Consider the following 12216-nt stretch of genomic DNA (forward strand, 5'->3'; position numbering starts at 1 on the left):
CCTCATGACGACACGACCCCACCCCGGCGCGCCCGGGCGCCGCTCCCCGCTCGCCGCCGCACTCGCCACCGTTCTCACCGTCGCCGTGCTCACGGTGCTGTCCGCGTGTACCCCGACCGATGACCGGCCGGAACCCGCGCGGGGAGGCGAGCAGGCGTCGTCCACAGGCTCGGCGACAGCCGAGGGGATCCTCGCCGACTACGACCTCGCCGGCCTCGACGGACGCGAGCTCGTGGACCGGCTCGAGGCGACCCCGATCACCGAACGCCCCACCGGGCTCATCGCCTCGGTGCGATCCGACGCCGTGCTCGTCACCGGGGCCGACGGCCGCGAGGCCGCCGTGCCGCTGCCCGCCGACGAGTTCTACGTGTCGATCGCGCCGTTCGTGGACCAGACCCACGAGTGCTACTTCCACAGCCTGACCACCTGCCTCGGGGAACTGTCCGGGGAGGAGTTCGACGTGCAGGTGCTCGCGGACGACGGCAGCGTCGTGCTCGCCGAGACCGCGAGCACGAACGACAACGGCTTCCTCGGGCTGTGGCTCCCGCGCGACCTCGCCGGAACCCTGACCGTGACGCAGGGGGAGCGCACCGCCACGGTTCCGCTCGCCACCGGCGCCGACGACCCGACCTGCCTCACCACCGTCCACCTCACCTGAGCGATCGGGCGTACCGACCCCGGCGCACGGCGAGGATCAACCCGATCAGGGTGACCGATCCGGCGCACACGGCCCACGGCAGCGCCCCGGACGATCCCGTGCGGGGCAGCGCCGCCGCGGAGTCGTCCGTGCGGCCGGGGTCCGTGGGCTCGCCTGTTCCGGGGTCGGTCGGTTCGGTGGTGCCCGGGTCGGTGGGCTCGCCGGTGCCGGGGTCGGTGGGTTCGGTGGTGCCCGGGTCGGTGGGCTCGCCGGTGCCGGGGTCGGTGGGTTCGGTGGTGCCGGGGTCGGTCGGCTCGCTGGTTCCCGGGTCGGTCGGCTCGTCGGTGCCGGGGTCGGTCGGCTCGTCGGTGCCCGGGTCGGTGGGTTCGTCGGTGCCCGGGTCGGTGGGTTCCCCCGGCTCCTGATCCACGGGCCAGGAGACGTCGTCGATCTGGAAGACGGAGGTCCACGGCGCGGACGAGGTCGGCGCGCGCAGGCCGATCTCGATCCGGGTCACGGCGCCCAGGCCCTGCCAATCGGGCAGGGTGAACCGCAGCTCGTTCCGGTCGTCGGCGGCGTCGGCGGCGACGGGGACGACGTGCAGGCGGCTGTCGCCATCGGCCGACCAGAGCTTGATCGAGGCCTCGTAGCCCACGTCGTCGCCGAGACCTTCGCGCATCGTCATGTGCGCGATGAATTCACTCGAGCGGGACAGGTCCAGGGGGACCGGTGGGGTCACGGTGAGCGCGCGCTTCTGATGAGCGGGAAGGGGCCGCGACCGCGCCTGGAGGGCGTGCGCACCCGTGTCGCCGTCGGTGCGGGCCCACAGCAGCGCCCCGACGCCCTGCCCGGCGCGCCACCCCTGGTAGCCGTTCTCGAAGTCGTAGACCGAGTAGTCGACGGGCGCCGGGCTCTCCCCGCCGCCCGTGGTGGCCAGCAGCGACAGGGGAATCGAGTTCGCGAGCGCCTGCTGTCCGGCGACGTTCACGTGGACGCCGTCACCCGTGTCGTATCTCGGCAGGATCGAGTTCGGGCGCACCGGGTCCTTGAGGACGGCGTCGAAGTCGATCACGCCGTCACAGGTGCCGCTGCAGTTCCCGCCGGCGCGCACGAATTCGTTCACCTCGCCGCGCCAGGCGTTCTGGTCGGCGGAGTAGGACGGACGGGGCGTGATCGGGGTGACATAGACGGCGATGCCCGCGTCGTGGAGGCGGTCGAAGATGTCGACATAGCTCTCGACGATCTCGCGGTCGGTGCACGCGCCGTAGGCCAGGTCGTTCGTTCCGTAGTAGAAGAGGACCGCGGTGACCCCGTGGAGCTCGAGCACGTCACGGTCGAGCCGGGTGACGCCGTCGTTCCCGCCCCCGGCGCAGTCCGGAGAGCTCGTGGTGCCGCCGATCCCCGCGTTCGCGACCGCCAGCTGCGCGTCGGCGGGCAATTCGCTGTTGATGCGCCGGCCGAGTTCGTCGGTCCAGCGGCGATCCGTGCCGAGCGCGGTGCAGCCCGGGCCGCAGTTCTGGCTCCCCTCGCCGTCGACGACCGAGCTGCCGTAGGCCACGGTCGTGCCGAGCAGATCGGGATTGTGCACGTCGACCGCGCTGACGAGGTAGGTCCACGACATCACCTCGGTGAACGGATCGCCCGTCGTGTCCGCCACCTGATTCCCCGATCCGCGGGGCGAGACGTAGTTCTTCCGGTAGGGGGCGTCGTGCAGGCTCGGCACGGTGGGCTCCTGCAGATACATGCTCACCGCGACGTCGTCCTGGGCGTCGGTCTGCAGCTCGACGGGATCGCTCCACGCCTCGCCGCCGGCCGGGATGGTCACCGCGGGGGAGCCGTCGAAGCTGAGCGGACGGCTCGTGCCCTCGACCGTCCCGGCCTCGCCCGTGGACAGGGCCACGCCCGCCGCGTCGATCGTGATCGGGCCGGCGCCGAACTCGTTCTGGAGGCGTACCCGGAGGGAGTCTCCTCCCTGGCTCAGGTGCGTGATCATGCGGAACGTCTGTTCGGTGAACGTGTTGTCCGACCGGCGCTGCTGGGATTGGGCCCAGGACGTGAACCAGCCGTCGTCGGGCGGTGCCGAGGTGGCCGGTGCGGCGGGAGCCAGCACGATGCCGGCGAGCAGCAGCGCGGCGCCCGCCATGCGAAGGGGTCGAGCGAGAAGGGGCGACATTGCATTCCAATCGTCTTCGATCGTGTCGCCCGCCACGATGACACCGTATTGACAACGATGTCAAGGCCTCGCGGCGATGTCCCCGTGATCCGGCCGAGCCGACCAGAGCCCGCCGCGACCGGGCCCGCCGCGACCGGGGTCCGCCCGGTGCGCCGCGGCTAGGCTGGTCGGATGAGCTGGTGGATGTCGACCTCGGGCCTGCAGCTCGGCCTGCTCGGCCTGTCGTTCGTGCTGTGCGGTTTCATCGGCCTCGAGCGGCAGTTCCGGCAGAAGGCCGCCGGATTCCGCACGCACGTGCTCGTGGGCACGGGTGCGTGCACGTTCACGCTCGTGTCCGCCTTCGGATTCGCCCCGGTGCTCGGGGAGGAGGTGGTGCTCGACCCCTCCCGGATCGCGGCCCAGATCGTCTCGGGGATCGGCTTCCTCGGCGCCGGGGTCATCTTCACCCGGCGCGACGTCGTGCGCGGGCTCACCACGGCGGCGACCATCTGGGTGGCCGCGGCGGTGGGGATGGCGGCCGGGGCGGGCATGGTCTCGCTCGCGATCGGCCTCACGGTGGCGCACCTGTTCGCGCTCATCGTGGTGGCCCCGCTCGTGGCGCACGTGCCCACGCGCGACTCGAACCGGGTGCTGCGCATCACCTACGTCGACGGCGAGGGCGTGCTGCGCCGGCTCCTGACCGAGGCCACGACCGTGGGCTTCAGCGCCTTCATCCTCGGCACCCGCCGCAAGGACGACTCCGACCTCGTGGAGCTCGACGTCCGCTTCAAGGGGCGCGCGCCGCTGCGCAACCTCATCCCGAACCTCGACGACATCGAGGGGGTCCGCTCGGTGCAGGTGCGCCGCGACGACAATGACGACGAGGAGGACGCCGGCGCGTGAGGCGCAGGGTCAGCGCAGCTCGCGCCGCAGCCGCAGCCGGGCGGCCAGGAGTGCCACGAGCCGCCAGCCGAGAAGGGATACGGCGAGCACCCCGGCCGCGACGTAGGGGAAGCCGCCCGCCAGCCCGCCGCCGGTGAGGTACCTGAGCGCGAGTCCGCCGGCGACCGTGGTCGCCCACACGATCACGCCCGCCGGCCACAGCGCCACCGGCCGGCGCCACGCCCGCGCCAGTACCCAGCCGAAGACGAGCGCCACCCAGAACGGCCACGCCGTGCCGGCGGCGCCGGCGAGCCCGCCGTCCTCGGAATGGGTGCCCCGCCCGGCCAGCACGAAGGCGAGCACGAGCAGCGCGTCGAAGAGGAACGCGAGGGGCGCGCCCCAGCCGGCGAGCCCGGCGCGGACCTCGGCGGGGGAGCCGGTCCGGTCCGCGGCGCTCATACGAGCCGCCCGGTCGTGGCCAGCGCGGTGCGGATGAGCGCCGCGTGCCCGTCGACCATCTCGCCGAGCACGGTCGGGTCGATGATCTCCTCCGGGGCGTTCCAGGCGATCTCGAGCGCGTCCTGGGAGGGCACGCAGTCGCCGTCCACCGGCACGATGTAGGCGAGCGAGACCGCGTGCTGGCGCGGGTCGTGATACGGCGTGATGCCCGGGGTGGGGAAGTACTCGGCGATGGTGAACGGCACGATCGAGACCGGCAGCCGCGGCAGCGCCATCGGCCCGAGGTCCTTGTCGAGGTGCCGGGCGATCGCGTCGCGCAGCCGCTCGTGGTACATCACCCGGCCCGAGCACAGGGCCCGCCGGATCCCGCCCTCGCGCGGCGTGCGCAGCAGGGTGGCGATCTCGGTGATCTGCCCGTCGGCGTCGACCCGCACGGGCAGGATGTCGAGGTAGAGGAAGGGCAGCCGGTGCCGCAGCACCGTCAGCTCCTCCTCGGAGAACCAGCTGCCGATGTCGTCGGATCCGATGTCGCTCACCCCTCAATTTCTAGCGTGCGCGCCCGCCGAACGCCACTCGCCCGCTGCCCGCCCCTCGCTCAGGTGCCCGTGTGGACGGCGCGGCTCGCCCTCCGCGCGGGCGTGCCCCACGTCGTGGGGCGCCGACGCGGGCAGAATGGAGAGAGCGGACCGACCGGTGAGCGGCCGGCGACTGCCCGGGCAGGCGCACGGCAGCCGGCATGGTGGTCGGCGGGGCAGGCGGCAGGACGCGAGCGAGGAGGCGAGGATGCGGCCACGGTGGACGGTTCGCGGAGCGCGTGCGATGGCCGCCGTGCCGATCGTCATGCTCCTGGTCGTCGCCGGGTGTTCCGGCCCGGGGCCAGAGCGGCAGCCGGAGCGGTCGGCCCAGGTGAGCGCGAGCGCGCCGACGCCCCGCATGTCGGAGGCGCCGACCACGATGCCGACGGCCGTGCCGCCGCCCACGCCCGCCGAACCGGTCGACATCGCCACCGGCCTCGAGGCGCCGTGGTCGATCGTGTTCGTGGGCACGTCCGCCCTCATCAGCGAACGCGACAGCGGCCGGATCCTCGAGCTCACCGCCGCCGGCGACGTCCGGGAGGTGGCGACCGTGGCGGGCATCGTGCACGGGGGCGAGGGCGGCCTCCTGGGCATGGCCACCGACGACGACCGCCTCTACGTCTATTCCACGGGTGAGGGCGGGAACCGGGTGCAGCGGTTCGCGCTCTCCGGGCACCCGGGCGACATCGCCCTCGGGGCCCCGGAGACGATCCTGGCGGGCATCCCGGCCGCGCGCGTGCACAACGGCGGGCGGATCGCGTTCGGCCCGGACGGCATGCTGTATGTGACCACGGGGGATGCCACCGAGCGGGAGAATGCCCAGGACCTCGATTCCCTGAGCGGCAAGATCCTGCGGATGACCCCGGCCGGCGAGGTGCCCGCGGACAACCCGTTCCCGGGATCGCTCGTGTACAGCTACGGTCACCGCAACGTCGAGGGCCTCGCCTGGTCGGGCGACGGCACCCTCTTCGCCACGGAGTTCGGCGAGAACACGTGGGACGAGCTCAACATCATCACCGCGGGCGGCAACTACGGCTGGCCCGACGTCGAGGGCATGGGCGGCGGGGACGGGATGACCGATCCGGTGCAGGTGTGGGCGACCGAGGAGGCGAGCCCGAGCGGCATCGCCCGCTCCGGGGACAGCCTCGTGATCGCGAACCTGCGCGGCGAGCGGCTGCGGGTCGTGCCGATCGCCGACCCGGCGACCTCGACCGAGCTGTTCGCGGGTGAGTACGGGCGCATCCGCACGGTCGTGCCCGCCCCGGACGGCGGCCTCTGGTTCCTCACGAACAACACCGACGGCCGCGGCGACCCGCGCCCCGGGGACGACCGGATCGTCGCGTTCGCGCTCGGGTGAGCCCAGTAGCGCGTTCTCGCCCGATGGCCAGGGACGCCTGACGCCGACAGGGTGGGGGTTGACGGGTGCGCGGGTGGGCGTGATAGCTTCGACCAAACCTGACATCGATGTCAGGATCGGAAGATCCGTTGGAGCCGAAGGAGCCCCCTGCATGTCACTACCGAGGTCACGAACGACCCGAGCGGGCGGTCCCCGCCGAAGGGCCGGAGCCGCCGCCGCGGTCGCGTCCACCGGCGCGCTGGTCGGCACCCTGCTCATCGGTGCCACCGTTCCCGCCGCAGCCGCCGAGAGCGAATTCGCCTCGTCCTTCGAGGCCGGGGACTCCCAGCCGGCCCTGAGCGCGTCATACGATGCCCCGGTGAACTTCACCGGCGCCTCCTACCGGGCCGGCAGCCTCCTCGGGCTCGTCGCCGGCGTCACCGCGAGCGACGAGAACCCGCCGAGCGAGACCGCCGTCAAGGCCGCCGACGGCAACCCGAAAACGAAGTGGCTCGCCCACGCGACGAGCGCCTGGCTCACCTACGAGCTCTCCGAGGCCGCCTCGATCACCGGCTACGCGCTCACCTCTGCCAACGACGCCCCCGACCGGGACCCGCGCGACTTCACCGTCGAGGGGTCCACCGACGGCGAGGACTGGGTCGAGCTCGACGCCCGCACCGGCGAGGTCTGGCAGGACGACGACGGCGAGAACCGATTCGTGACCAAGGACTACGAGCTCGACGAGCGCAGCGCGGAGTACACCTACGTCCGCCTGAACATCGCCGCGAACCAGGGCACCAGCCTCATCCAGCTCGCCGATTTCGAGCTCCTCGACTCCGACCTGGGCACGCCCATCACGCCGATGCTCACCGAGGTCGCCGGCGGCCCCAGCTCGTCCTCCACGGCCAAGACCGGCGTCGGGTTCACCGGCACCCGCTCGCTGCACTACGGCGGCCAGGTCACGGGCGACGGGGGCGCGAGCGCCGTCAACACGCTGTTCGAGACCGACGTGGAACTGACCGCGGACTCCCAGCTCACCTACAAGATCTTCCCCGAGCTCGACCGCGGGCTCACCTACGCCTCGACCCACGCCGCGGTCGACCTCGTGTTCGACGACGGCACCCGCCTGTCCGAGACCGGCGCCACCGACGCGTACGGCTTCGGCGCGAACGCCCGCGCGCAGGGCACCGGCAACATCCTCTGGCCCGACCAGTGGAACTCGGTCACCGTGGACCTGTCCGCCTTCGCCGGGCGCACGGTCACCGACGTGCTCCTCGCCTACGACCAGCCGGACGCCCCGGCCGGCACGACGGTGGGCGGCTACCTCGACGACGTGACGCTCGATCACGCGGTCGAGCGCGACACCTCCGACGGGCTCGTCAGCTACGTGGACACCCGCCGCGGCACGAACTCCTCCGGCGGCTTCTCCCGCGGCAACAACATCCCGGCGACCGCCTGGCCGAACGGGTTCAACTTCATCACCCCGTTCACCAACGCGAGCACCACCGGGACGCTGTACGAGTACCAGGCCCGGAACAACTCCGACAACCGGCCCACCCTCGAGGGCATCGGCTTCTCGCACGAGCCGAGCATCTGGATGGGCGACCGGAACCAGTTCGTCGTGCTCCCCGCCGACGGCAGCGATCCGACCTCGAAGCTGAGCGAGCGCAAGCTCGCCTTCGGCCACGAGAACGAGACCGCCCGGCCCGACATCTACGAGGTCGAATTCGACAACGGGCTCGCCACGGCGGTCACCCCGACCGACCACGGCGCGGTCTTCGCCTTCACCTTCACCGGGGACACCGGTAGCGTGCTCGTCGACCAGGGCATCAGTGACAAGGACGGAAAGTCCGGCCTCACTGTCTCCGCCGACGGCCACGTGAGCGGCTGGGTCGAGGACGGCTCCAGCTACCCGGGCAAGACCCGGATGTTCGTCGCCGGCCAATTCGACGCCGCGCCCACGGCGGCGGGCGCCGCACCGCGCGGGGACCGGGACAGCGCCCGGTACGCCGCCTTCGACACGAGCGAGGACTCGACGGTCGAGCTGCGCGTGGCAAGCTCCTTCATCTCCCAGGCCCAGGCCGAGAAGAACCTCGGTCTCGAGGTGACCGGCCGCAGCTTCGACGAGCTCCACGCGGCCGCGACCGACGCCTGGAACGAGCGGCTCTCGGTCATCACCGACGTCGAGGGTGCGACCGACGAGCAGCTGGTCAACCTCTACTCGGGGCTGTACCGCCTCAACCTCTACCCGAACTCCCAGTTCGAGAACACGGGCACGGCCGAGGCGCCGGTGTACCAGTACGCGAGCCCGGTCTCGCCGACCGTGGGCGATGCGACCGACACCGAGACGAACGCGCCGATCGTCGACGGGAAGATCTACGTCAACAACGGCTTCTGGGACACCTACCGCACGGCCTGGCCGGCATACGCCCTGCTCTACCCGGACGGGATCACCCAGGAACTGGTCGACGGCTTCGTGCAGCAGTACCGCGACGGCGGCTGGGTCGCCCGGTGGTCCTCGCCCGGCTACGCCGACCTCATGACCGGCACGAGCTCCGACGTCGCCTTCGCCGAGGCCTACCTCGCCGGCGCGATCGACACCGACCTCGCGCTCGACGCCTATGACGCCGCCGTGAAGAACGCGACGGTGCTGCCCGACTCGAACGCGGTGGGCCGCAAGGGCCTCGACCGGTCGATCTTCCTCGGCTACACCGACGCGAGCACCCACCAGAGCGCCTCGTGGGGCCTCGAGGGCTTCATCAACGACTACGGCATCGCGCAGATGGCGCACAAGCTCGCCGACGACCCGAACACCCCGGCCGACCGCGTGGCGCAGCTGCGCGAGGAGGCCGCCTACTTCGACGCCCGCTCCGAGCACTTCGCCCTCATGTACAACCCGGAGGCCGGGGTCTTCACCTCCCGCAACGCCGACGGCTCGTTCTCCGACGGCGCCGACTTCGACAAGAAGGAGTGGGGCGGGGCGTTCACCGAGGCCTCGGGATGGACCTTCGCCTTCCACGCCCCGCAGGACGTCGACGGCCTCGCCGCCCTCTACGGCGGCCGCCAAGGCCTCGTGGACGAACTGCACGAGTTCCTCACCACGCCCGAGAAGGCCGACTACTCCGGCATCCACGAGGCCCGCGAGGCGCGCGACGTGCGCCTGGGCATGCTCGGGCTGTCGAACCAGGTCGCCCACCACATCCCCTACGTGCTCGCCGAGGCCGGGGACCCCTCCGGCGCCCAGGAGCTCATCCGGGAGATCATGCAGCGGCTCTTCGCCGGCTCCGACATCGGCCAGGGCTACCCCGGCGATGAGGACAACGGCGAGTTCTCCGCCTGGTACATCTTCTCCGCGCTCGGCTTCTACCCGCTCCAGGTCGGCTCCGGCGACTACACGATCGGCTCGCCGATCTTCGACGCCGCCACCCTCAACCTCGGCGATACGACCCTGCGGATCGAGGCGCCCGGCGCGAGCGAGGGCAAGGTCTACGTCGACGGTGTCGCCCACAACGGCACGCCGCTGACCGAGACGACCATCGACGGCGACCTCATCCGCTCCGGCGGCACCCTCACCTTCACCATGAGTGAGAGCCCGAGCGACTGGGGCGCCAAGGACCTCGACGAGGACCTGTCCGTGCCCGAGACGATGCGCGACGCCACGAAGCCCGGCGTCGGCACCCTGACCGCGCGTGACGGCGCCGGCGAGACGGTCGATTCGGCGCCGCTGACCGACGACCTCATGCGCTCCTCGGTCACGTTCGAGGGAACCGACGCGGAACTGATCTGGACCTCCGAATCGGGACCGGTCGCCGTCCATTCGTACACGCTCACCGCCACGACGGCCGGCGCCGCACCCGCGGCGTGGACCCTCGAGGCCTCCAGCGACGGCGAGAACTGGACCGAGCTGGACTCCCGCAGCGGCGAGACCTTCCCGTTCGGAACCCAGACCCGTCCGTTCTCGGTGCCCGGCAGCGATAATGCGGCCGGCTACACCCAGTACCGGCTCACCGTCTCGGCCGCCGAGGGCGACCTCGCCCTCGCCGAGCTCGAGCTGTTCGCCACGGGTGCCGCGACCGGCGACCTCGAGGTCACCGGGGCGGACGCCCAGCGCGTGCGCATGGGCGAGGAGTTCGACGGCCAGGTCGCCACGATCCGGGGCGAGGGCGTGAATGCCGACTCCGACGTGACCGTCGACTTCGGCGACGGCGGCGACGCGCAGCCGGCCACCCTCACCGACAACGGCTTCGGCGGCTGGCGAGCGGCCGCGTCGCACACCTACGACCGGCCGGGCGTCTACACGGTGACGGTCACCGCGACCGCCGACGGCGGCGCGAGGGCCGGTGGTACCACGTCGATCGAGGTCTACCGCGACGACACGTTCACCGGTCAGTTCAACAACGTGTGCATCGGCGACCTGAACGAGACCGCCGGCAACTGCGACGGGCAAAGCTCGAGCTACTTCCGCGACAAACTCGCGGACTCGGGCTTCGTGCAGGGCACGACGGTCGAGGTTCCCGGCACGGACGTGACGTTCGACCTGCCCGACATCCCCGCGGGCGAGCCGGACAACATCACCGGCGAGGGCCAGAGTGTCGCGATCGACCTCGGTGACGGGGCCACGCAGATCTCCCTCATCGGCACGGCCACCGAGTCCGGCAAGGACCTCACGGGCGTGCTCACCTACGCCGACGGCACGACCCAGGACCTCCCGATCCAGTTCGGCGACTGGGTCGGCGCCTCGGGCAGCCCGGCCTACGGCAACATCCTGGTCGGGCTCTCGAAGGGGCGCCTCGTCGGTACCCAGGCCGAGGGCACCGTGAAGAACTCCGGGATCTTCGCGACCGCCCCGGTCGACCTCGCCACGGACTCCGGCGGCGCGGCCAAGCGCGTCGTCAGCCTGACCCTGCCCGTCGAGGAGGGCACGCTCCGCAACGACGGCCGCGCGCACCTCTTCGCGATCGCCTCCGACGGCGACCGGCAGGAGAGCGCGGCGCTCGCGGTCTCCCCGGCCGAGGTCGGCGAACAGACGACGCAGGTCGCCTTCACCGAGGCCCTCGCCACCGTCTCGGGCGGGGTGGGCACCGATGACGCCGACGGCGCCACGGCGGTCGTCAACTGGGGCGACGGCAGCGCCGTCGACCTGATCGATGCCGTGACCGATTCGGTGACCGGCACGCACACGTACGCCGCGCCCGGCACCTATCAGGTGGCGGTCACGGTGGACGACGGCGTGACCTCGCAGGTCGCCCGGCTCGAGATCGTCGTGACGGACCCGCCGGTGCTCTACGAGCCGGCGATCACCCTCGACGCCGAGACGGTTGCCCCGGGTGGGACCGTGGGCGTGACCGGGTCCGGCTTCGCCCCGGGCGAGACCGTGGCCGTGGACCTCGGCGAGGCGATGACCCTCGCCGGTGCTGAGGGCGGCGAGGGCACGGTGACCGCCGATGCCGACGGCGGGTTCGCCTACGAGCTGGCGATCCCGGCCGATGCCGTCGCGGGCACGTATCCCGTGGTGGCCACGGGCGCCGAGTCGCAGGTGCCGGCCCGCGCCGAGATCGTCGTCGCCCTCGAGGTGCCCGGCCCGGTGGACACGAGCGTGACGCTCACCGCCGGTTCGGACGCCCCCGTGGCGGGATCCTCGGTCACGCTCACCGCGACCGTCGCGCCCGCCGAGGCGAGCGGAATGATCGAGATCCTCGACGGCGACGAGGTCGTGGGAACCGCCCCGGTCTCGGGTGGCACGGCCTCGGTCGACGTCACCCCGGCGACCTCGGGCGAACACTCCTACACCGCCCGGTTCACCCCGGACGACGAGGATGCCTTCGTTCCGTCGACCTCCGCGGCGCTCGTGCTCACCGTGGGCGATGCGCCCATCGGCGGGGACGACGGCGGGTCGGACGGCGGCTCGGACGGATCGGATGCAGGCTCGGATCAGGGCGACGACTCGGGATCGAGTGACGCATCGGGCGCGGACACCGCGGCCGACGGCTCGGGTGACGGGTCGATGCCCTCGACCGGGGCGAGCGTGACCGGCTGGGTCATCGCCCTCGGCGCGCTGCTGGCGGCCGGTGGCCTGGTGATCGCGCTGCGACGCCGGTTCGGTTCCACCGCCGAATAGCAGCGCGAACGGCCGGCACCTCGCCCGCCGTCTCCACACCGGAGGCGGCGGGCGAGG

General features: G+C 72.1%; 7 protein-coding genes. 4 read left to right on the top strand and 3 right to left on the bottom strand.

The window, feature by feature from the left end:
* Nucleotides 1–4 precede the first annotated feature (4 nt).
* Nucleotides 5–658 (top strand): CueP family metal-binding protein, encoded by a 654-nt coding sequence (locus tag GCG21_RS09420; protein ID WP_152909438.1) that lies wholly within the window; start codon nt 5–7, stop codon nt 656–658.
* Here GCG21_RS09420 and GCG21_RS09425 read toward each other — a convergent pair.
* The gene (locus GCG21_RS09425) at nt 651–2810 is read right to left on the bottom strand and encodes a GDSL-type esterase/lipase family protein (protein WP_152909439.1); all 2160 of its coding nucleotides are present in this window, start codon (nt 2808–2810) and stop codon (nt 651–653) included. The genes GCG21_RS09420 and GCG21_RS09425 overlap by 8 nt on opposite strands.
* Before the next feature lie 171 nt (nt 2811–2981).
* Between GCG21_RS09425 and GCG21_RS09430 the strand changes: the two genes are divergently transcribed.
* Nucleotides 2982–3692: an MgtC/SapB family protein gene (locus GCG21_RS09430; RefSeq protein WP_227993589.1), complete on the top strand. Its 711-nt coding sequence runs from the start codon at nt 2982–2984 to the stop codon at nt 3690–3692.
* Between the two features lie 9 nt (nt 3693–3701).
* Here the strand turns inward: GCG21_RS09430 and GCG21_RS09435 are convergent, their stop codons facing one another.
* Both GCG21_RS09435 and GCG21_RS09440 read right to left on the bottom strand, forming a co-directional pair.
* Nucleotides 3702–4130 carry a DUF3054 domain-containing protein gene (locus tag GCG21_RS09435; protein WP_152909440.1) on the bottom strand — a complete coding sequence of 143 codons (429 nt, stop codon included), beginning with the start codon at nt 4128–4130 and terminating at the stop codon, nt 3702–3704.
* The gene (locus tag GCG21_RS09440) at nt 4127–4666 is read right to left on the bottom strand and encodes an NUDIX hydrolase family protein (RefSeq protein WP_153878590.1); all 540 of its coding nucleotides are present in this window, start codon (nt 4664–4666) and stop codon (nt 4127–4129) included. Before GCG21_RS09440 ends, GCG21_RS09435 begins: the two co-directional genes overlap by 4 nt.
* A gap of 283 nt (nt 4667–4949) precedes the next feature.
* Between GCG21_RS09440 and GCG21_RS09445 the strand changes: the two genes are divergently transcribed.
* Together GCG21_RS09445 and GCG21_RS09450 are read left to right on the top strand one after the other, a co-directional pair.
* Entirely contained in the window at nt 4950–6062 is a 1113-nt protein-coding gene (locus GCG21_RS09445; RefSeq protein WP_227993590.1) for a sorbosone dehydrogenase family protein, read from the top strand.
* Between the two features lie 151 nt (nt 6063–6213).
* Complete coding sequence (locus GCG21_RS09450; RefSeq protein ID WP_152909442.1) at nt 6214–12159, top strand: GH92 family glycosyl hydrolase; 5946 nt, start codon at nt 6214–6216, stop codon at nt 12157–12159.
* Nucleotides 12160–12216: the final 57 nt, after the last annotated feature.

The organism is Pseudactinotalea sp. HY160, assembly GCF_009372055.1.
Classification (GTDB): Bacteria; Actinomycetota; Actinomycetes; order Actinomycetales; family Beutenbergiaceae; genus HY158.

Bases quoted from the DNA above. Each gene is read 5' to 3' on its own strand.
- GCG21_RS09420 (WP_152909438.1), top strand. From the start codon at position 5: ATGACGACACGACCCCACCCCGGCGCGCCCGGGCGCCGCTCCCCGCTC.
- GCG21_RS09425 (WP_152909439.1), bottom strand. From the start codon at position 2,810: ATGTCGCCCCTTCTCGCTCGACCCCTTCGCATGGCGGGCGCCGCGCTG.
- GCG21_RS09430 (WP_227993589.1), top strand. From the start codon at position 2,982: ATGAGCTGGTGGATGTCGACCTCGGGCCTGCAGCTCGGCCTGCTCGGC.
- GCG21_RS09435 (WP_152909440.1), bottom strand. From the start codon at position 4,130: ATGAGCGCCGCGGACCGGACCGGCTCCCCCGCCGAGGTCCGCGCCGGG.
- GCG21_RS09445 (WP_227993590.1), top strand. From the start codon at position 4,950: ATGGCCGCCGTGCCGATCGTCATGCTCCTGGTCGTCGCCGGGTGTTCC.
- GCG21_RS09450 (WP_152909442.1), top strand. From the start codon at position 6,214: ATGTCACTACCGAGGTCACGAACGACCCGAGCGGGCGGTCCCCGCCGA.